The organism is Cyclobacterium xiamenense (assembly GCF_042140265.1).
Classification (GTDB): domain Bacteria; phylum Bacteroidota; class Bacteroidia; order Cytophagales; family Cyclobacteriaceae; genus Cyclobacterium; species Cyclobacterium xiamenense_A.
In genome coordinates this window covers 5,167,786-5,188,463 of record NZ_CP159481.1, presented here as the reverse complement: position 1 = coordinate 5,188,463, position 20,678 = coordinate 5,167,786, and the positions used below count along the sequence as shown (strand labels likewise).

General features: G+C 48.5%; 16 protein-coding genes. 4 read left to right on the top strand and 12 right to left on the bottom strand.

Annotation, left to right across the window (positions count from 1 at the left end; translation table 11 throughout):
- Positions 1-8: 8 nt before the first annotated feature.
- The 9 genes from ABWH99_RS21140 to ABWH99_RS21100 all read right to left on the bottom strand — a co-directional run bounded on the left by ABWH99_RS21140 (position 9) and on the right by ABWH99_RS21100 (position 7,771).
- Positions 9-926, bottom strand: a complete 918-nt coding sequence (locus ABWH99_RS21140) for a DUF4097 family beta strand repeat-containing protein (protein WP_375583774.1) — start codon at positions 924-926, stop codon at positions 9-11.
- An 18-nt stretch (positions 927-944) separates the two neighbouring features.
- Positions 945-1,970, bottom strand: a complete 1,026-nt coding sequence (locus tag ABWH99_RS21135) for a hypothetical protein (RefSeq protein ID WP_375583773.1) — start codon at positions 1,968-1,970, stop codon at positions 945-947.
- Positions 1,971-1,982: 12 nt separating this feature from the next.
- Complete coding sequence (locus ABWH99_RS21130) at positions 1,983-2,744, bottom strand: hypothetical protein (RefSeq protein WP_375583772.1); 762 nt, start codon at positions 2,742-2,744, stop codon at positions 1,983-1,985.
- A complete protein-coding gene (locus ABWH99_RS21125) occupies positions 2,734-3,300 on the bottom strand; it encodes an RNA polymerase sigma factor (protein ID WP_375583771.1) in 567 nt (188 codons plus the stop codon). Before ABWH99_RS21125 ends, ABWH99_RS21130 begins: the two co-directional genes overlap by 11 nt.
- A gap of 127 nt (positions 3,301-3,427) precedes the next feature.
- Positions 3,428-3,628 (bottom strand): hypothetical protein, encoded by a 201-nt coding sequence (locus tag ABWH99_RS21120; protein WP_375583770.1) that lies wholly within the window; start codon positions 3,626-3,628, stop codon positions 3,428-3,430.
- Positions 3,618-3,974, bottom strand: coding sequence for a hypothetical protein (locus ABWH99_RS21115; RefSeq protein ID WP_375583769.1), 357 nt, complete (start codon positions 3,972-3,974; stop codon positions 3,618-3,620). Before ABWH99_RS21115 ends, ABWH99_RS21120 begins: the two co-directional genes overlap by 11 nt.
- A complete protein-coding gene (locus ABWH99_RS21110; RefSeq protein WP_375583768.1) occupies positions 3,971-5,431 on the bottom strand; it encodes an MBL fold metallo-hydrolase RNA specificity domain-containing protein in 1,461 nt (486 codons plus the stop codon). Before ABWH99_RS21110 ends, ABWH99_RS21115 begins: the two co-directional genes overlap by 4 nt.
- Before the next feature lie 56 nt (positions 5,432-5,487).
- On the bottom strand, positions 5,488-7,383 hold the full coding sequence (locus ABWH99_RS21105) for a PspC domain-containing protein (protein WP_375583767.1): 1,896 nt from the start codon (positions 7,381-7,383) through the stop codon (positions 5,488-5,490).
- Positions 7,384-7,432: 49 nt separating this feature from the next.
- Positions 7,433-7,771: a PadR family transcriptional regulator gene (locus ABWH99_RS21100; protein ID WP_375583766.1), complete on the bottom strand. Its 339-nt coding sequence runs from the start codon at positions 7,769-7,771 to the stop codon at positions 7,433-7,435.
- A 398-nt stretch (positions 7,772-8,169) separates the two neighbouring features.
- Here ABWH99_RS21100 and ABWH99_RS21095 point away from each other — a divergent pair, with 398 nt between their 5' ends.
- Positions 8,170-9,285, top strand: a complete 1,116-nt coding sequence (locus ABWH99_RS21095; protein ID WP_375583765.1) for a PorV/PorQ family protein — start codon at positions 8,170-8,172, stop codon at positions 9,283-9,285.
- Positions 9,248-14,320 (top strand): C25 family cysteine peptidase, encoded by a 5,073-nt coding sequence (locus ABWH99_RS21090; protein ID WP_375583764.1) that lies wholly within the window; start codon positions 9,248-9,250, stop codon positions 14,318-14,320. The genes ABWH99_RS21095 and ABWH99_RS21090 overlap by 38 nt, the downstream gene beginning before the upstream one ends.
- Here ABWH99_RS21090 and ABWH99_RS21085 read toward each other — a convergent pair.
- Complete coding sequence (locus ABWH99_RS21085) at positions 14,309-15,856, bottom strand: hypothetical protein (RefSeq protein ID WP_375583763.1); 1,548 nt, start codon at positions 15,854-15,856, stop codon at positions 14,309-14,311. The two genes, ABWH99_RS21090 and ABWH99_RS21085, sit on opposite strands and share 12 nt — an antisense overlap.
- Before the next feature lie 210 nt (positions 15,857-16,066).
- Between ABWH99_RS21085 and ABWH99_RS21080 the strand changes: the two genes are divergently transcribed.
- A complete protein-coding gene (locus ABWH99_RS21080; protein ID WP_375583762.1) occupies positions 16,067-17,740 on the top strand; it encodes an Ig-like domain-containing protein in 1,674 nt (557 codons plus the stop codon).
- 108 nt (positions 17,741-17,848) lie between these two features.
- Positions 17,849-18,772: a sugar phosphate isomerase/epimerase family protein gene (locus ABWH99_RS21075; RefSeq protein ID WP_375583761.1), complete on the top strand. Its 924-nt coding sequence runs from the start codon at positions 17,849-17,851 to the stop codon at positions 18,770-18,772.
- A 64-nt stretch (positions 18,773-18,836) separates the two neighbouring features.
- Here ABWH99_RS21075 and ABWH99_RS21070 read toward each other — a convergent pair whose 3' ends face one another.
- Both ABWH99_RS21070 and ABWH99_RS21065 read right to left on the bottom strand, forming a co-directional pair.
- A complete protein-coding gene (locus ABWH99_RS21070; protein ID WP_375583760.1) occupies positions 18,837-20,309 on the bottom strand; it encodes a DUF6600 domain-containing protein in 1,473 nt (490 codons plus the stop codon).
- 165 nt (positions 20,310-20,474) lie between these two features.
- Positions 20,475-20,642 carry a Lacal_2735 family protein gene (locus ABWH99_RS21065; RefSeq protein ID WP_375583759.1) on the bottom strand — a complete coding sequence of 56 codons (168 nt, stop codon included), beginning with the start codon at positions 20,640-20,642 and terminating at the stop codon, positions 20,475-20,477.
- Positions 20,643-20,678: the final 36 nt, after the last annotated feature.

Here is a 20,678-nt window from a genome sequence, read left to right as displayed (position 1 = left end):
CAAATTGATTAAATCGGTACAATCGCGATGTTTCCCGAGTTGATTTTTCCTTTTATCGTGGGGAAATCTCCGTTTCGTATGTGGAGGGATCCCGGCTGTGCCTGACTGGCTACCCGAATGTTTCCACTTCCTGCCTGAAGTTCAAAGTTATAGACGGTCAGGTCGCTCGTCGTGCGCACGTTTATATTGCCAGATGAGCCTGAGAAATAGGTCTCTCTTCCCAATCCCGCCTGATCGGCGTGAATGTTACCTGACGTTATTTCCAATTTTCCCAACTCCACAATCTGTTTTAGCCGCATATTGCCGGATGTCAGGCGAGCGTTGAGTACTCCATCCACGGAAGAAGCATGTAGCTGCCCGCTCGTTGCCGTGAAGGATAGGTTTCCGTCAATTTGGTGAAGGGTGGCATTGCCAGAGGTCAGGAGGCAGGTGACGTCTCCGTGTATGGATTCCAATCGAATGGTACCCGAAGACCCCTTTGCCCAGACCTCGCCGCTTATTTCCCGTGCCTGGATTTGACCGGACCCCACGCGCAGCCGCGTGTGTTCGGCACGTACGCCGGCCACCGATAAGGAGCCCGATCCGTTTACAAAATCGAGTTCAATGGAGGCGGGTCCTTTCAGACGGATGAATTTTTTTTGATGACCGTATTCTCTAGGCGGCTCGTAAGCGATCTTCAATGTATTTCCCACCGTAACCATTAGCAGGGTTTTGTCGCTATTTTCATTACTGCCCAGAAAGGCTTCCAATTGGATGGTTTCCAGATCCTCCTGTCCCTGGTAGGAAACCTCGATTGACCCGGCGTTCAGTTCCAGCTTTTGAATGCCGGAGAAGGTTTTCTGAATCAAATCCTGTGAATATACAGCCTGGCTGCAGCACAGTAGCAACAAAAGATAAACGAATCGAGTATGGGTATTTGATGTCATGGGGGATAGGTTTTTGGTTTAAAATACGATTCCGAAACTCATGGGATTTAGCTCAGGGCTGAGGGATTGGTGAAACAGAGGGTTGAAATCATACGTGGTAAAGAAGGTAATGCTCTTGAAGCCGATCTCTCCCCGGATACCGTACCGGAAATTATTCAGGTAACTTCCTGCGGGTTCTTTTTCTTTTTTCCTCCCTGATCCATCGAGTTCCCGATAAACGAATTTGCTGCGTCCCCCGAGGCGATAGCCGGCATATGGACCTACACCGATACGAAGTCCGTTTCTTCCGGAATCGTTGATCTTCCCAAAGTCCACTTTGAACAGGGTCAATGCGTTCAGATAGGAAGCAGAGACTTTACTCTTAAAGCCATTTACGTCGGTCCGGTTGATGAATTGAATGCCATTTTCCGATCCAAGTACCTGGTACCGGGGATTATCCAGTTTGAAATTGTACCAGCTTACTCCGAGACCAAAATCCCAGTAGGCACCTTTGCTGAGTCGCTGGCTGGCCATCCAATGGAAGCCCACGTTCCAGCTGCCCCATCCCTTGGGTCCATACGCTGCTCCAGCTCCGGGAATGGTGCCCGATTCAAAGTAGCTGTTGATACCGATATCGGTATTAAAATAGGTCCGGAAGGAGGGGTCTTTCTCCGCTTTTGGGCTCGTTTCTACCTTCACTTTCGTTTTACTACCGGTTTCGTCCACAATTAGTTTGTACCTGCCAATTGTGACCTCTGTTTCTCCAACATCTTCATAAATGCTTACGATTTCTTTGGTGCCCTCTTTCTGTCGGATTTCGATGACCGTTAGTTCCCCTTTGTGGTTGGTTTCGGGAATGTTTAGCTCTCGAATAATCTGGTTGATATCCATGTTCTTTAACCGGTCAAAGTCATCGGGATTATCAATCACGAATACCATCTTTCCGGATTTCCCAAATTCCACAATGATGCTATCGTTCACCGGTCTGTGATCGGGAAGGACCGGGTTGCCAAAGGCCAATTCGACCAATGCCATGAGGAACATGGCGAGTAGGTATTTTTTCATTTTTCTTCGGTTTTATTTTGTCGTCTTTCGTTCTGTTTTTTTGGTGGTGAGGGAAGCGAAAAGTGTGTTTTTTGCATCCTGCAAGTCGCCAAATCCTTCGTCTACCCTGGAAATAAATCCACCTATTTTGGTTTCCAATTCCTCCACTAGTTTTTCTTTTTCAGGCTGTAGGGCATATCCTCTGGAAACGATACGTACCGTATACGTTTCCGTAGCCTCTGGACCTGAATCGTTTGTCAAGGAAGGGGGCTGTTTCACCAGCAGCTCTTCCGCTGCCACTTTCGGGGCGCTGATCGCCTCCAGTCGTGTCCGAACGCTTGCTTTCGGCACCTCGGGAATGAAAGATTCCTTTTTCGGAAAGCTTTTAGTCTCTTCCACCACCGGCTTGCTGGCCGCGGCGCTTCCATCGGCAGCTGCTAGTTGTTTTGATTGTTCTTGTTCCGGAGCTGTTTTCTGTCCTTTTCCCATTGGGACGGCCTTTGAAGCTTCGATTTCCCCGGGTAGAACAGGGGGAAGAACCTGCGGAAAGGGTGCCTCTTCAGCGGTCATTTTCTGGGGCGTATCGGGGAGCCCCGTCAGGAAATAAAATATCCAGGTAAGTCCTAAAAGGAGCAGCAGCCCCGCGGCCCATTTGATCCATATTGGAAGCGCACGCTTTTTTCGCTGATCCAGTCGGTCCGAAAGCTGCTCCCAAACCTTTTCGTCAGGACGGATGCGATGGCCTGCCAGGGCATCCCGAAAAAGGATATCCTGATTTTTTTTCTTATCTCCCATTTTTTACTGTTTTGGTACCATTGATGCTGAGTTTCTGTTGCAGCATGGCGCGGGCCCTGCTCAACTGTGATTTGGACGTGTTTTCGGATATGCCCAGCATTTTACATATCTCCTGGTGGCTGTAACCCTCAATGGCAAACAGGTTAAAAACCGTTCGGTAACCTACCGGCAGCGAGGCGACGAGTTGCAACAACTCTTCTACTTCCAGTACGTTTACGTTTGGGGCAGCGGTAAATTCCCTTTCGGAGTCATCCAGGTTCACTTCCATCGACAGTCTTTTATTTTTCCGTAGCGTTTGTAGGGCCTGCGTGACCATCACACGCCTCATCCAACCCTCGAAACTGCCTTCTTTTTTGTATTGGGAAAGGTTGTCGAAAATTTTCATGAAGCCCTCTACCAATACATCTTGTGCCAAATCCATATCTTTTATGTACCGCATGCACAGCGAAAGAAAGCTTCCGGAGTAGCGCTCGTACAGTAGCCGTTGGGATTTTCGATTCCCTTTTAGGCAACCCTCGATTAACTCTTCTTCCCTAATGCTATTTTTGGCGGACATGCGTGATGGCTTACATTGAGATAGATGCGGTCTTCGGGAAAAAGGTTGCATCGAGGAGTAAAAATAAATAAAAAAGCATCCCTTTGTCAGGGTACCGGACGAGGAGTTGAAACTAAAGCAGTCAGGATTAGTAACTTGCCATGTAGTCAATGGTGATTTGGGTAGTTTTCCAGGCGTTTCTTTTTACGGTCACCGGGTGAACGTAGCTATCCAGATCGAATACGTTGGCAAAGTAGCCTTTTTCTTCGACCGTAAAGAGCGAATAGCTTCCAGGCGGAAGGCGTACTTCAAAGAACCCGGATTCATCCGTTTGAATTTCAGCAACCAAAGTAGTTTTCGATATCGCCAAAAAGGTAGTCCCCCAAACTGGCTTCGTTTAAATGCGTGAGTTTGTGGATCCGCACCGTACGTTGGACGGGTTTCTTTTTGGGGGGATGCGTGGCCGGTTCCCCGGATACGTTGGCCTGTGGCATTCGGTTGCCCTCCACCCAAAACACCTGTCCCCGTATGCCTTGTCCGGTAGTGGAGGGCGATGTTTCGATCGGCTTGTTTTTTGCACCGGGGGCTTCCTCTTCCACGGGTGCCCCGTCAATTTGCCGGGTGGATTTACAGGAAATCACCAAAGAGGAGACCAGCAAGGCAAACGCAAGAAATACTAGAGATCGTGTAGTCATGGATGTTTTTTTAGATTCCCCTGGTTCCAACGAATATACCCTCGAAAATTACTTTTCATATGCCGGTGAACAATTTCGAAAGATTCCATGTATTGCGGGCAAATCGTATGCCATCCATATGTTTCTTTCAAAATCCCGGCTAGTTTTTCGCTGGCTTCTTTTTCTCCATGTACCAAAAACGTGAATTTTGGTTTTGAGATAAAATTTTCACACCAGCTAACCAATTCTGTTTGGTCCGCGTGGGCGGAGAGCCCGTCGATGAAGTGAATCGAAGCCTTTACCGGTACGTCTATTCCATAAATGCGGCAGGTTTCTTCTCCATCCAGGATTTTCCGTCCCCGTGTACCTTCAGGTTGGTACCCGACAAACAGTACACTATCGTTTTCATTGGGAAGGCGGTGATAAAGGTGGTGCAGGATTCGTCCTCCGGTAGCCATACCGCTGGCCGAAATGATGATGGCGTCTCCCCTGATGTGGTTAAGGCTCATGGACGCCTCTTGATCCCTGTAATAGTGGAGATTGGGATGCAGGAATGGGTTGGCACCGCGTTCCTCAAGAGAGGGGCCGAGGTGGTGGTAGTGTACAAACTTTTTGTAGAGTTCCGTAACATTGATGGCCATGGGGCTGTCCACGTAAATTGGGATATTGGGGATCAAGCCTTTTTCCTGTAATCGGTGCAGGTAAAATAAAATCATTTGCGTTCTTCCTACAGCAAAGGAGGGGATAAGAGACACTCCTCCCCGCTGATAGGTTTCTCGAATGACTTTACCCAGGCGTTTGTCAATATCGCTGGATTCGTTGACGCGGTCTCCATAGGTAGATTCCAAAAAAAGTACATCCGCAAAGGGGATATCCGCCGGCGGATTAAGAATGGGGTCACGGTACCGCCCCAAATCGCCCGAAAACACGAGCTTTTTTTCCTGATTCTCACCTTGTATTTTCAGTTTGAGGATTGCTGCGCCGAGAATGTGCCCGGCGTTGTAGGCGGTAAGCAGGACGCGGTCGTGAATGACAACTTCCTCCTCGAAAGATATAGGCTTTAACAAGGGGAATACCTTTTCGGCATCTTCTTGAGTAAATAGTGGCAAGGGCTTCTGATGCTTGGAATACCCTTTTTGGGCAGCAAATTTGGCTTCCTCCTCCTGAAGTTTACCGGCGTCCAGTAAAAGGATCTTTACCAGTTCCAGCGAGGCTTCGGTAAGGTAGATCGGACCGGAAAAACCTTCTTTAATCAGTTTGGGTAAGTAGCCCGAATGATCGATATGTGCGTGGGTCAGCACAATGGCATCAATTTTAGCCGGATCGGTAGGAAAAGTTTCCCAATTCCGTAAACGCAATTCCTTCAGTCCTTGAAAAAGGCCGCAATCGATCAATAGACGAAACCTGTCTATTTCCAAAAGAAATCGGGAGCCGGTGACCGTCCCGGCTCCACCCATAAATTTCACCCTTATATCCATGTAATCTGCCTATTTTCCGCGGTTGAAGTTAGCGAAAACCGGGGAAAGACCCTCATTTATTTCATAAAATAGCGGTCTTTAAACTGAGCCCGGGACGCACTATCGGCGGGAGATTGGTTGTGGTCATTGATGCAATTCAGACAGAGCAATCCTTCCTCGTTAAAAACCCAATGGTGGCTGCCGGAAATATCCCTGTTTTTGTATCCGTCCCGAGCCAGGGTATTTCTCAGTAAGGGTAGTAGGCTCCGATCCATGACAAAAGGTTGGTTGTAAGGCAGGTACATTCTTTGGTCCAACTGTTGCATGCGAAACCTGGTCCCATCAGGGAAATTGAGTATTTTCCCAAATACCATCACAGAATCGGTCAATTGTACCGTGTAATCCACCGAGGAGGCATTTTGTAAGGCATCTTCGTAGGTAGACCCTTTGGAGGAAAACGATTGGTTCAAGAGGATTTTGTCGGTGGCATGCCCTCTCAGTTCCAGGTTTACCAATCCCCAATCGTTGGTATCAAGTAGGGAATCCTCCGCTCGCAAGACCAGGGTACCCGAGGGGATGTCCAGCTCTTGCTCCAGGGCATGCGTGGCGTCCACCTTGAATTGGCTGATAATTTTTGGAACCTGAAACGCGACCAGTAAAATGCATGCCAACCAGATACCAAACAAGACCAGGCCAAACCGACCATCTATTAGGTTTCGTTTGATCAGCACGCTTATCCCCAGAATAACCAGCACGATACTCGGGATAAGTACCAGTATGGACGCAGCGATAGCCAGCCAGATAGGTAGTAATTCTACCAGCGAGTCAATGGGGAAGCCATCCAATACGTACGTCCATCCTTCATTGGAGAGGATGTCGGTATAGATCCCCAGAAAGGCCAAGGGTAAGACCAGAATAAGCATGCCTGCGAAGAAGATGGCAAGGCCAAAGATCACCCGTACCATTTCCACGAGAAATCGGCCAAAGGGGCCAAGGGCTTTTCCAATACCGTTTATCACCATTCCCAGGAAGCGAAAGGGTGCCAGTATCAGTTTCTTTACGGTAGAATCCTCTCGGGTACTTTCCGCCGAAAGGTTTTGTTTGATGGTAGTCTCAATATTACTGAGGGTAATGGCTCCTCCTTTCATTTCTATCCGCTCGGTGATGGATTTGGCGACGGGCGTAATGATCCAAAGGATCAGGTACAACACAAACCCCGACCCTCCCGCAAAAATCAATCCCACGAAAGCCAACCGCATCCAGATAACATCCAGATTGAAATAGGCTGCGAGGCCGCTCCCCACGCCACCTAATACTCGGTCATCCGGGTTTCGGTAGAGTTTTTTAATGTGCTTGTCTTCCGGTTTTTCATAGGACACCGGCAATATGATCCACAATAACGCATAGGCGATCAGCGTCCACCAGCCAAGAGCCATTGAGATGCCAAGACCATCGGAGAAGAAAGGAAGGGGGAATGTCCGGAAATCAAGCCCACCGCTAAATACCAGCAAAATGGTTATCAGCCGGGTCCAGAGAGGGTCGATGGAAAAGTAATTGGCAAAGCCTGCACAGACGCCACCCAGGATTTTTGCATTGGCTAGGCGGGTTAGTTTTTTATAGGCTTTTCCGGATTTTTGCTCCGGTGGCGTAATGTACTTGTAAAAATCGTTTTCGCCCTCATCCGATTTTTCCTCACCCAGATCGAGCGCAGAGGCCTGAAAATCTGCGATGGTACCCATCTTTTCAATCAGGGCACTTACGTTTTCAGCAGTGATCACCTGTTTGTTGTTTTTTAAGTTACTCAGGAATATTTCGGCAATCCGGTTTTCAATGTCCGAGATGATTTCCTGATTGTCCTCATACAGGGAAAAGTGCTGGTTGATCGCATCCAGGTAGTTTTTCAAAGAAGTGTAGCCATCCTCTTCAATATGAAACAGGATTCCGCTGATATTTATACTGATGGTTTTTTTCATGACTTCTTGTACTAAGATTAAGAAATAATTGGCAATATCCCGAATGCGATTAGGGGTTTTTTGGTTTTGATCGTAATTGGTTGACCGTGGAATTCAACTCCTCCCAGGTGGTTTGTAGTTCGTTTAGAAAGGTGTGTCCTTTCTCGGTCATCGAATAATATTTTCGGGGGGGACCGGCATCGGGTTCTACTTTTTCGGAGGTAACCAATCCATTATTTTTCCATTGCTGCAACAAGGGGTATAAGGTGCCTTCGATTGCAATTACCTGGGCGCTTTTTAGTTCGTCAATCAAGTCTGAAGTATAGACTCTTCCACGTGAGATAATATGCAGCACACAGAATGCTACGATTCCTTTTCGCATTTGTATTTGGGTGTCTGAAGCGTTCATCGTTTTCTTATTAATAGCCATTCGCCGGGACGGCTCTTCCGGTGAGCGGGTCCGGCTTGTAAGAATTATATGAAAAATAATACCAAATTATTCGCGCATCTCCGGTGGTGCCAGGTTTCCTCTATAGGCAAGGGAATTCAGGCGGCTGATTGGGTTGTAAACTGCTGTTTATTAGCTGTTAAGAACAAAATTTAAGGGCTAAGGTGCAGGAAAAGTTTTTTTACTTTTATTTCCCAGTTAAGACCGATGTCAAAATCCGCGCGAAATAAACGTGACTTCGAACAGTTTACTGTTCGGTTATGGACATTACATGACCGCTTGGGCTGAATTTTTCCATTTGCTGCGCATTTCGATTGATTTTTTCTTTTTACTTTGCAAGGGATTTATTATTTAATCTTATGATTTCCAGGGCTTATTTTTGCGTGTTGGTAGGACTGGTGCTGTGTTTTTCCGCAAAGGCTCAGGGGATAGCACCTAAGTATTCCAATGAATTTTTAACCATTGGGATCGGTGCCAGGGCCCTTGGGATGGGCGGCGCGCAGGTAGCTGCGGTGAAGGATGTAACGGCAGCTTTTTGGAATCCGGCGGGTCTTTTGGGGGTAGCTCACGAGCATGAGTTTTCCTTGATGCATGCCGAATATTTTGCCGGGGTAGCATCGTACGATTACGCCGCGTATACCACCAATATTCAGGAGGATAATCAGGTAGCCGTATCGGTTATTCGATTTGGGGTGGACGATATTCCAGATACCCGTTTTCTGTACGATGCAAACGGTGCATTGAACTACAATAATATTCAATATTTCAATGCTGCCGATTATGCATTGATTTTAAGCTATGCCCGGGACCTGAGCGATCATTTTAAGATGGGGGTGAATACCAAGATTATCCATCGAAATGTCGGGAAGTTTGCAAAATCCTGGGGTTTTGGACTTGATTTTGGTGCCATTTACCTGGTGGATGGCTGGAGGTTTGGATTTATGGCCAGAGATGTGACGACTACATTTAACGCCTGGTCCCATAATGCCGCAATGGTCCGGGATATCTATGCGCAAACCCAGAACGAAATACCCGTTAACAGCATCGAACTTACCCTGCCCAAGGCCATTTTCAGCCTGGCAAAACGTTTTGAAATAGGTACAGACCTTGGTTTACTGACTGTTTTGGATCTGGATTTTTCCTTTGACGGTCAACGCAATGCTCTTTACGGAAGCAGCCTGTTCAATGTAGATCCTCGATTCGGCCTGGAGTTGGCCTACAAAGAAACTGCCTACCTTCGAATGGGGGCAGGAAACCTACAGCGGCTGAAAAACTTTGATGGATCTTCGTATACTTCGTTTAAACCAGGTTTTGGCTTAGGGTTCCGACTGAGCGAAAAGGTATTGGTCGATTATGCGCTTACGGATATTGGAAGTATTTCGGAGACTCCCTATTCCCATGTCTTTAGTGTAAAGGTTTCGTTGAATCCATTAAAAAATGACTTCAGAATATATGGTGGCTGGGAAAACGAGTAAGTTCCTGAGCAAAGGATGCAGCTTGCTTTTGCTCCTGTTCTCCCTAAGCGGTCAACTCCTTGGGCAGGACAATCAATGGATTGATTTTGAAGGGGAATATTACAAAATCCCCACCGCTTCCGACGGGCTATTCCGATTGAGTTATACCAGTTTCGCTGCCTCTGGTATTCCGGTAGCATCCATTGACCCCAGAGCGATACGTGTTTTTCACAGGGGAAAGGAAGTGGCCGTACACGTTTCGGGAGAAGAAGACGGTTCTTTTGATCAGGGAGATTACCTGGAGTTTATTGGAAAACGAAACAATGCCAGTTTGGATCGGGAACTGTACGAAGATCCCGACTGGATTCCAAATCCCTATTACAATACCCACAACGATACCACGGCCTTTTTTTTAACGATTACTCCGGGAGCGCAGGGGAAAAGGATGCGTGTGATCCCATTCCGGTCGGATAGGGAAGAAGTGGCTAGCTTTGAGAAAACCGATCTTTCCTTTTTTGTGGAACAGTATTCCATGGGAAGGGAATATTTTCCCGGGGTCCGCTTATCGGTGTACGATGAGGGGCAGGGATGGACCTCTTCAATCCTGTCCCGGGGGCTCAGCAGGTCCATCCGGCACGCTGGACTGGTAAACCTTTCGGATTCTTCGTTACCCCAGCTGGTAATAAGTCTTGTGGGGCGTTCGGGTACGCCACACCTTACCTCCATCCACGTTGGCCCTTCTGAAAATGCGCTTAGAAGCCTTGGCAATTATGCGTTCAACGACTACGAGATCCTTCGGATTGAAGAAGAATTAATGGTTTCAGACATTTCGCCACAGGGAGACCTGGTCGTACGAATTACCTCTTTGGGAGACAACAATGCCGTTGACAATATTTCCATAAATTATTCCAGAATCACCTATCGCTCGAGCGGCGGGGAAGGGGATTTTGAGACGGAGGTACTCCTGGCAGACGATGGAGGAGGGAAGGTAGTCTTTTCTGGACTCAGCGACTCCTATCTGGCCTTTGACACAGAAGACCCGGACAATCCATTGAAATTGGAAACACAGCGTAATGGGAACCGGCTCGAATTCCCGGCAGGTATTCCCGGAAAGCCGTCCGCCCTGTTTGTTCAAAATCAGCGTCTGATCAAGGAAATTAATGTGATGAAGCGCGTACGGTTCAGGAATTTATTGGCACAACAAGCGAATTACCTGATAATTTCCCATGAGTTACTTCGTCGACCCGCTTCCAATTACGGAGATCCGGTAGGCGCCTACGCTTCGTACCGAGCCACACCGGACGGAGGGGGTTTTGATACCCTGACGGTCAACGTACAGGAGTTGTACGATCAATTTTCCTATGGAGAAAAATCACCCCTCGGTATTCGAAATTTTTTGAAATTGTACCAGGCCCGACACCAGCCGGAATACCTCTTGCTGGTAGGAAGGGCGTACGGTATGATCAATACCCGCAGGCAAGCTGGGGTGACTTATTTCTACCGAACCAATCCCGATTTATTCGATTTTCAGGAGTTAGTCCCGTCTTTTGGTTACCCTTATTCCGATAACCGCTATGCCGTCGGCCTGGATCCGGGAGCCCCGATGGAGCAACGTATCAGCGTTGGACGCATCCCCGCAAGGACGCCGGACGATGTAGGTGCATATCTCGACAAGATCAAAGAGAAAGATGCGTTGGGAGTTACCGAGCCCTGGCAAAAAGACTTGATCCATCTCAGTGGGGGTAGGTCAGCGTTTGAATTAGAACGATTTTTTAATTTCCTGAATGGGTTTAAAGCGGTGGCGGAGGACATTTATTTAGGGGGAAATGTGGCCACCGTGCGCAAGCGATCCAATGCGACCACAGAACTCATCAACATATCGGAGCAGATCAATGAAGGAGTGGGTCTCGTTACCTTTTTTGGACACGCGGCACCTTCCACGACGGATATCGATATCGGATTTGCGAGTGTGAATGAAATGGGCTACCGCAACAAAGGCAAATATCCGGTGTTGCTGCTAAACGGTTGTGATGCCGGAAATGCGTATGGGGATGCGTACACCTTTGGAGAGGACTGGATCGTTACGCCGGATAGGGGAGCGTCCAATTTTCTTGCTCACGCCGATATTGGCATTGATGTTTACTTAAGGCGGTACAGCGAATCTTTTTATGCAAAGGCCTTTGCGGACTCTTCCCTGATTCACCAAAGTCTGGGTAAGGTGAAAATTGAGTCCGAAAAGTTGCTTTATTCTCGGTATGGGAGCTCTGAGGTCAACCAATCCCATGCAAACCAAATCATTCTATTGGGCGATCCTGCCGCCCGCATGTTTCCGGCAAATAAGCCCGACTATGCGATTTACCCAAACGAGGTGCAGCTTCAGGGACTCGATGGAGAGCCGTTGAATTCCTTGTCGGATTCCCTGGAACTCTCCCTCGTGGTTCGAAATCTGGGGATCGTGCTGCGGGATTCGGTAACGATCGATATCGAACGCCAACTGCCGGACGGCAGCCTGATTCGACTCGATACCCGGATGCTCAGTCCGGTTTTCAGAAAGGATAGTCTTTTCATTACCATACCCAACACAGGGATTAATTCTTTTGGAGACAATCTTTTCACGATTGCCCTGAATAAGGGGCGCGAACCTGATGAAATGACTTTTGCAAATAATTCGGTATCGGTCTCCTTCTTTGTGCCATTGAGCGGGACCTTAAATTTGTTTCCCCTGGAGTATGGGATCGTTAGCGAACGCGCGGTTGAAATGGTCGCACAGATACCCGGGCTTATCCGTGAACAACGAAATTTGGTGATTCAATTGGATACGGCGGCTGATTTCTCAAGTCCCAGAAGAAAAGAAGTTCGGGTGACTACCGACAACCTGGCCCGGTGGGAAGTGGACTTGTTCTCCGACCTTCCGCTAGTGGATTCTCTGACATTTTATTGGCGAACCCGGTTCCTGGAGCCCCGGGAGGGTGAAAATGCCAGCTGGAACGGCAGTAGTTTCTCGTTTATTCGAAATGGTCCCGAGGGATGGACGCAGCGTCGACTCCCTCAGTTTGCCGACAATCAAATGGAAAGAATTCGTCTGGATTTAGCCAAAAGAGAATGGCGGTTTCAGGAAACCGCACTCAATATCGATGTATTTACCTTTGGTTCGGAAGCAGAGGGATACAGCGTGGAAAACACGCAGATCATGCTCAATGGAGTCTCTTATATTTTGGATACGTTCAATCGTTTTTGTCCAAATGGCTCCCTGGGACTCATGGCCTTTGACCACCAGACGCTGGAGCCCTATTTGCCGGTTCCACTGGTCACCGTTGACGTATTGGATCCCAGATCCTGCGGCAGGGTACCCCAGGTAATCCAAAGTATTCGAAATGCATCCATTCTAGGGGAAGGGCAGACCATGCTTTTGGATTTCGTAGATGGCATGAATCCGAAGGATTACGTGATCATTTTTTCGGTCGGCAATGTCACCTTTTCTGACTGGCCGGATGCTGCCTATTTAAAATTAAAGGAACTGGGAGCCAATGAGGCCACACTGCGGAATTTAGAAACAGGAGACCCCTACATTTTATTTGGGCGAAAGGGGATGAATCCAGGGGAAGCGATCGAAGTGGTACCGGATACCGGCGCCGAATTACCGCGGGCATCACAGGTCCTTGATTTTGAAACCGATATTACAGGGTATTTTCCCTCCGGAAGAATCGTGTCTCCACAAATAGGTCCTGCATCCAATTGGGTAGATTTCTTCAATGAGATCAACGACCAAGCACTGTTTCCATCAGTGGCGAGCCGTTTGGATGTGGTGGGAGTCACAGTGGAGGGTGGGGAGGTGCCCCTGCGAACAAATATACAGGAACAACAATTGGATCTTTCATCATTTAGTGCTGCGGATTATCCATTCCTGAGGTTAAGGTATTCTCTGGATGGTCTGGAGGAAAATTCCCTACCCCAATTGGCCAAATGGCAAGTGAACTATACCGGCGTTCCAGAAGGGGTGTTGGTGTTTAAGGACAATCGAACCGAATCGGTTCTCCAAGAAGGGGAAGAAGACGAGTTGGCCTTCGAATTTGTAAACATATCTGAGCACTCCTTTGCCGATTCCATTACGGTAGAATACACGTATCAAAGTCAGGAACGCCGGAGCATCGAGCGAGGAAGCCTGAAAATTGCACCCGTGCAGGCTGGCTCAACCGTGGCCTTTACCTTGCCCTTTGATTCCAAAGGCCGGCCCGGAAACAATTCCCTGAACGTTTTTGTCAATCCCCGAATTTTTCCCGAACAGTTGTACAGAAACAATGTGTTGGACCTGCCTGATTTTTTCAAGGTGCAAGGAGACGATTTAAACCCGGTGCTGGATGTCAGTTTTGACGGGAGATACATCATGAATGGCGATATTGTGTCCCCAAACGTGATCATTGCCGCGCTGGTAAAGGATGAAAATAAAATTGCACTAAAAAAGGACACGGTGGGAATGGAATTGCTGTTGCGAAGGCCCTGTGAAACCTGTGATTTTGAGAAAATTTCCTTTAGTGATCCCAGGGTGAAGTGGTTCGAGGCCACCGAAAACGCAGACTTTAAAATTGAATTTCAGCCAGGACCTCTGGAGGATGGGCAGTACGCCTTACGTATCAATGCCATGGACGCCTCTGGCAATGTAGCGGGAACAGTACCCTATGAAGTCAATTTTGAAGTGATCAACGAAAGCCAGATCACCCACTTTTACCCCTACCCCAACCCGTTTAGTAACCGCGTCCGCTTTGTGTTTACGCTTACCGGGGCTGAGATTCCTGACGAGATCAAAATCCAAATCATGACCGTTAGTGGGAAAGTGGTGAAGGAGATTTTTCAAGAGGAGTTGGGTCCGGTACACATTGGGAACAATCTTTCCGCCTATGCCTGGGACGGCAAAGATGAATTTGGCGATCAGCTGGCCAATGGAGTCTACATTTACCGGGTATTGGTCAGAAAAGATGGCCAGTTTATGGAACTTCGGGATAGTGCAGGAGATAAGGCGTTTAAAAAGGGATATGGGAAAATGTATTTACTTCGCTAAGGCCTCATCGCCATACAATATCAGCGCCTCGTTGTCAATAAGCGCTTGAATCGATGGGTTTTCGGCTACTTTTTTCCAGAAGGGGGTTGGTTGGAAAAGAACAATTACCGCAGTTCCCTGCATCAGGGAAAGTAGCGATGCCTGTCGTTCCTGCCACCTTGCAGCAGGATCTATTGGTTCATTTTTACCGTTGACGAAAGCATGGGTGGGGTCCAAACGAATTACCGCTCTGTCTCTATAGGAAAGCATGAGTTTTTCGGGGTAGTCGGTTCGAATCGCTACCCGTTTTCCTTCCAATAGCTTCAAGATATCCGTCCTAAGCTCACTGTTATGAAAGGAGCGGGCTTCAAATAAAGAGGCGACGTTTCCACGCTGCCATAGCAGCAGGTGGCCGACACCCGTGTGACCAGTCACAAGCAGCGCTAGCACCAGTAGTGTTTTTGGTCGGTTTATCCGAAGTAAAAATAGCCAGAGAGACCAAGAGACGGCCAATAGATACGGAAAAAGGGTGCGAAAATTGATTTCCCGAAAGCCAGCCCACTGCTGAAACGCAAGAAAAAACAGGGAATACGTGGTGCCAAAAAGTAGCAGCGCATACCGTTTGTTGCCGATTTTGTTTTTGTGACCAATTAGAAATAGTAGAAGAAAAGCCAACCAAACCACTCCCAACACAAAGGCAAGCAGTCGGGGGATGTAGTGACTAAGGGTATCGGAAATCACCAGTCCGATGCTTACTTGCATCCAGGTTGAAAGATTCTCGTAAAGCAATGCCACCGCTTCGAGCGCACTTCGTTCGGAAAGCGGAGATGCCGCCAGATGGTACCTTAGAATGTTTTCCGGGACGATCCATTGGTAAACCAGCCAGGAGAGTAGCGTGGTACCGGCGATCAAAAACCAGCCTTTTTTTCGTTCAATACAGCCCCAAATTAATAGAAGGGGGAGTAAAAACAAGGCATTTAGTTTCACCCACACCATCACGGCAGACAAGCTTCCCAGGGCCGGTAGGTAGTAATTTTCTTCTTTGTCTCCCCAAATGAATAAGTACAACCAGGCGACTAGCAGTAGGTAAAACAGACTGTCAGCATGTGCACTTCCGATTACCCGAAAGGACCACCAGGACATGGAGCTGATACCAAAGGAGAGGAAAATCAACGAAAAATGATTTCCCGACCTGCGGGCGATTTTTACGAGTAACCAAAATAATCCCCCGATTGCCAGGATACTCAGGAGCAGGATTCTGTCGATCAGTGGAAGGAGTGTAAGGGGGGGTAGGGTGAGAAGAAAGGGATAAAATGGAGACAATGAGGAAAGGAGGTCGGAATGGCCTTCGCTGAGTTTTACATAACTCAAGGTGTCCGGACTCAGATAGGGGCCGAATTTGATATAGCTGATGGCAGATAGAAGAAGCAGGGACCCCAAGAGGACTTTTAGGACCGATACGTAATGGCGATCCCGGTTTGCATCCGGGGACAATTTTTCGTTTTCTGGCTTCGCCATGTTGCTTCTCAGGATAGACCGCTGTCCGTAACTGGACATTCAGTATTCTAATTTATACAATTTAATTATAAACTTTCAGTAAAAATTAGTAATTTTATACTTCAAAACAAGTAAAAACTGTATAATAATTCTGTGATCGACAATTTCTTTAATGAGAAATTCAGTTATTTGTATAGATTGGTAGCAGGGAAGTGAATGCATAAAATAATGGTCAATTCGGTCAAGCCAAAAACTTTTTTTTGTTGGCGAATGCTCTTTTATCTGAACGCATTTGCCTGGGCGATTGCTGCCTTTTTGGTGACTACCGGGCCTGTTCTCTCTCAAAGTCACGGGGGAGCCTCTCGAATCTACACCGATTTTAGCGGTTTTTGGACCTCCGCGGTGGGTGCCATCAATCCCGTTCAACCGGATGACTCGCACCATTTGCTGGGATTTACCTGGCAGGGAACGGTTTATTCCACGGGGGTGAACGATGCCCAAATGACCTTGCAAGGTGTCTCCTATTCTCCGCAGGTGTACCAGGCATTTCCCGTGCGAAACGTAGTGGCGAAAAGTTCGGGAACCTATATTGGTTTAGGCCAGCTATACGATGGGGTAGACGATGCCATTTCCAGCCCCGCTCCTTTTCCTATCCCCCCAAATCTCGCGGGATTCCTTACAGACGGTCTTCAGGGTTTGGATTACGGTACCGGGGTGGCCAATGTTGCCGCAGGGAATGTCATTTTTGACTTTTCAGGGATTATCGACCCCTTGCAAATCGGCGATGGGATTCCGGACATCCTGGTAACTCAGTTTGCAAATCCAAGTGGTACGCTGGACGAAATATTTCTTACCGATGAACTCGGCAATCAGGTGGGTAATTCCCTGACCATTAACCACAACGGGATCGCTGTATTGGGACAATGGATCGCCGATTTTTACGAATTGCACGGAAACTCAGCGGCTTTTATCAATGAATCAAGAGATTTGCGTTTGTGGGTTGCCGACCTGGAGTCTTTTGGTATCACTCTGGGCAATTACGAAAGTGTAAGGAGTCTACGGTATCGGCTGAATGGGAGCAGTGATCTTGCTTTTGCGGCCTACAAGGTCGGGGTATTTGACATCGTTGCGGCCAATAACGACGAAGGGGTCACCAGGATGGAGGAGCCTCTTGTCTTGAATGTTTTGGAAAACGACCTGCCAGAAGGTCTTTTGGACCCAGCCTTCCTGACCATTCTGGCCCAGCCGGCTAATGGCACGGTGTCCGTCGACACCAACACCGGCAGCATTTCCTATACACCCAATCCGGAGTTTTTTGGCTGGGATCAGTTTACCTACGAGATTTGTGGAGCCGGTGGCCTGCAATGCGATGAGGCCCTCGTGACCATAGAAGTAGAGCAAATATTCCTGCCCGTTGTGTTGTCGAGTTTTTCCGGTACGGTATTGGCAGGAAAAGGGGTTGCCCTACATTGGACAACTTCTTCTGAAAAAGACGCTTCCCATTTCCAGATCCAGTCTTCCACTGACGGTAAAAACTGGGTTGTACAAGGAAAGGTACAAGGAGCCGGTGCTGCCACGACTACCACCACCTACCGACATTTTTTGCCGCTTTCAGTAAATGAGCGCCTTTTTTTCCGGCTGAAGCAGGTGGATCGCAATGGAAACTCCAGCTATTCGGAGGTTTGGGCGGCAAATTTTGAGCAAAGTGGAAACAGGCGGTTACGGGTGTATCCCAATCCCTCTGATCGGGAGCTTTGGTTGGATGGGGGAGTTTCGTGTGGGGAAGGAATACGTGTATTTGACCTATTTGGCCGTGAGAAAACGGATTGGGTGAGGCATACTACCCCTTCTCCCTGCCTGAACCGCTTGGAAATTGATCGGTTGCCACGGGGAATATACATAGGTAGGATGGGGCAAGACGTTTTTCGGTTTGAAAAGAATTGATAGAGCGAAGCGCTGAAGGGCTGAAATGGCATTTTTTTTTGTAGATTTATCTGCCTTTCCGGCGCCTTTCCGATCAAGTAATCATTCCGTGTACGAATAAATAAACGCATGAAGACCAACAGAAGAAACGCAGTAAAAAGTATGGGCCTGGGTGCCCTGGCCGCGCTTGCTCCGGCCCCCGCCTTTTCCCGTTCCCCAAAAGAATCTACTTTTAGTTTTTGTCTAAACACCAGTACCATCCGCGGTCAGCAGCCGGGGCTGCTGCGGTACATAGAAATTGCGGCAGCAGCCGGATACGATGGCATCGAGGTGTGGGTAGATGACGTAAAGAAGTTTCTTTCAGCCGGGCACAGCACGACCGAATTACACGATATCGTCAGGCAGCATGGGCTTCGTGTGGAAAACGCCATTGGTTTTGCTCCCTGGATGGCATCAGACGAAGCCAAAAGTAAGGCTGGCTTCCTGCAAATGGAGGAAGAAATGAACATGCTCGCCGAAATAGGTTGCAGTAGGGTGGCTGCCCCGGGCATCGGTGCGGAGGCCCCCGTCGATTTGATGGCAGCTGGAAGAAAGTACAAGGCCTTGCTGGACCTGGGTCGAAAGACCGGCGTGATGCCCCAGCTTGAGTTCTGGGGAGCCTTTGCCCCCTTTCATCATTTGGGCCAGATTTTAATGGTAGCGGCCGTGGCCAATGATCCGGATGCACGCCTGCTTCCGGACGTGTACCACTTGTATAGGGGTGGCTCCGGTTTCGATGGTTTGAAGCTCATCCATGGGCAAGCTATCGAGATATTTCATATAAACGACTATCCCGACTCCATTCCACGAGAAAAACAGCAGGACAAGGACCGGGTTTATCCAGGAGATGGGGTGGCCCCGTTGTCGCAAATACTGGGTGATCTGAGAGAGATGGGTGGCAACAAGGTGCTTTCTTTGGAGCTTTTTAACCCCACTTATTGGGCACAGGATCCCTTGGAAGTGGCAAAAACCGGGCTTGCAAAAATGAAAAATGCCGTCAAGGCAGTTTCCTGAGGATTATATGTAGTCTTAGCACAAAAAAAGGCGGGTTCAAACCGCCTTTTTTGCTAGTAATCGTTTAGTTTCCTCCTCTTCGGGAGCGCTGACTAGAAGCTGCAGGAGCACTGCGTTGGCTTCTTTGTGTGGTAGGAGCCACCCTGCGCGCTGTCCCGCTACTACCTCTGTTTTGATAGGTTCGGGTAGGACGGGTAGCCGGTGCGCTTCGAAGCGTTCTATTCTGGCTAGCCGGCGCCGAACGCCTCATTTGGGTGGTGTTATTTCCAGGTTTGGCTGCCCGAACCTGGCCTTGTGCCGGGCGGCTTCGTTGTACCGTCGGTGTGGAAGATCTGGTGTTCCGTTGTAACGTAGACGGCTGCCTGCTGGCGTTTACCCGTGGTTGAGAAGGGGCGGATCTGACCGAGGACTGGGCAGGTGCGCTACTCCGTGGAGCGACGGTCGTGGTCCTGGACCGGGCATAGGGTTGGGACCGTTCCGCTGCAGGTGCCTCCCTACGATACGGGCTAACGGCTCGGTTGGTATACGTGGTGCCCCTGCGCGTGCTGTTATCGGACCCAATTCTTGCGGGAGCTATCGCCGGATTGGTCCGGGCTGATCGGCTATCCCGAATATTCCCGTTTTTGAGCGTTTCGGATCTCAGGGAATTTCCCGGGGCCGCTTCTGGAAGTACGGCTCTTCTCTCCGATTGGATGCGTTCCGCATTTCTGGCCCGGTACTCGTCGGCGGGGATATAGTTTCTCGGTCTAGCCTGAACCTGTCTGCCATTACTTCGAGCCTGATCAGGCTGTATTTGAGGCCTGTACAGCTGTATGCTGTTTTGGCTGACGGCAGTCCTCCCGGGTCTTCGTCCTTCTCTTACTTGAAATACCGGTACGTCTCGTCGGGTTACCTGCTGCAGTTCCCGTCTGCTTGGTCCGGCTATGTAATTCCTATTATTGTATACGTAGGTATTGTTGATTACCGTCGTCTGTTGGTAGATCACGTTGACGTTTCTACCCGGTAAGTAATAGCGGAAGAGGTTTCGGCTCAGCAGACGTCGTCTTGGGACGAATACCCAATGGTTGTACACAGGAAATCGGAACGAGGTGTAAAAGCTAACCCGTGGACCCAGTGGAAACCACCCGTAATAACCGCTGCCGGTTCGCCAATTAACCCAGGCAGGTCCCCATTCGTAGCCAGGAATCCAGGCCCAGCCGTAGAGGTCGCTAAAAAACCACCTGCCATAGTGGAAGGGAGCCCATCCCCAATCGTAATGCGATACCCAGGTGTTGCCATAGGTAGACATGACCCAGTGTCCGTTGGTGCGGTAGGGTTGAAAGCCTCTTTCGGCATAGGGAATCCATACGAATCCGTAATGAGGATCTTCTATCCAATCTCCATAAGGACTAAGCTCTTCATAGAAAACCTGAAAGGACACGGCAAATGGGGAAGCCTGACTTGCTTTGGTTCCGGCAAGCAAAAACAGCAACACAGTCACGATGACAAATCCTACAACTTGCCCTGGTAGCGATGAATTGATTCTGAACGTTTTCATGGCGCATAACAATTTGTTGTTAGAATGTTATACGGCAATAAGCGTACCATGTTTCGCTCGTTGGATCAATACAAAATAATATTTTGAATATTACGCTTTTTACGCTGGAAAAATAACTATAAAAAGAAAAAAAATATCAAAAAAAAAGCTGGTAAAACCAGCTGATTATTTTTTAAGCGCGTCGATTTTCTTGGCGACTTCTTCGGCTTGCGCCATCAAGTCATCTGCCAACGCTCTGTTTTGGTGGGAGGCTTTGTGTGCTTTTTCCATCAGGCTTTTGTAGGTTTCCTGCAATTTTTCTACTTCTGTTTTCTTCTTGAATAAACCAAACATGTCTTTCTTTTTCTTAGAAAACAGTCATCGGGGCAG

Coding starts and splice junctions, on each gene's coding strand:
- ABWH99_RS21140 (WP_375583774.1), bottom strand. CDS start 926: ATGACATCAAATACCCATACTCGATTCGTTTATCTTTTGTTGCTACTG.
- ABWH99_RS21135 (WP_375583773.1), bottom strand. CDS start 1,970: ATGAAAAAATACCTACTCGCCATGTTCCTCATGGCATTGGTCGAATTG.
- ABWH99_RS21130 (WP_375583772.1), bottom strand. CDS start 2,744: ATGGGAGATAAGAAAAAAAATCAGGATATCCTTTTTCGGGATGCCCTG.
- ABWH99_RS21125 (WP_375583771.1), bottom strand. CDS start 3,300: ATGTCCGCCAAAAATAGCATTAGGGAAGAAGAGTTAATCGAGGGTTGC.
- ABWH99_RS21115 (WP_375583769.1), bottom strand. CDS start 3,974: ATGACTACACGATCTCTAGTATTTCTTGCGTTTGCCTTGCTGGTCTCC.
- ABWH99_RS21110 (WP_375583768.1), bottom strand. CDS start 5,431: ATGGATATAAGGGTGAAATTTATGGGTGGAGCCGGGACGGTCACCGGC.
- ABWH99_RS21105 (WP_375583767.1), bottom strand. CDS start 7,383: ATGAAAAAAACCATCAGTATAAATATCAGCGGAATCCTGTTTCATATT.
- ABWH99_RS21100 (WP_375583766.1), bottom strand. CDS start 7,771: ATGAACGCTTCAGACACCCAAATACAAATGCGAAAAGGAATCGTAGCA.
- ABWH99_RS21095 (WP_375583765.1), top strand. CDS start 8,170: ATGATTTCCAGGGCTTATTTTTGCGTGTTGGTAGGACTGGTGCTGTGT.
- ABWH99_RS21090 (WP_375583764.1), top strand. CDS start 9,248: ATGACTTCAGAATATATGGTGGCTGGGAAAACGAGTAAGTTCCTGAGC.
- ABWH99_RS21085 (WP_375583763.1), bottom strand. CDS start 15,856: ATGTCCAGTTACGGACAGCGGTCTATCCTGAGAAGCAACATGGCGAAG.
- ABWH99_RS21080 (WP_375583762.1), top strand. CDS start 16,067: ATGCTCTTTTATCTGAACGCATTTGCCTGGGCGATTGCTGCCTTTTTG.
- ABWH99_RS21075 (WP_375583761.1), top strand. CDS start 17,849: ATGAAGACCAACAGAAGAAACGCAGTAAAAAGTATGGGCCTGGGTGCC.
- ABWH99_RS21070 (WP_375583760.1), bottom strand. CDS start 20,309: ATGAAAACGTTCAGAATCAATTCATCGCTACCAGGGCAAGTTGTAGGA.
- ABWH99_RS21065 (WP_375583759.1), bottom strand. CDS start 20,642: ATGTTTGGTTTATTCAAGAAGAAAACAGAAGTAGAAAAATTGCAGGAA.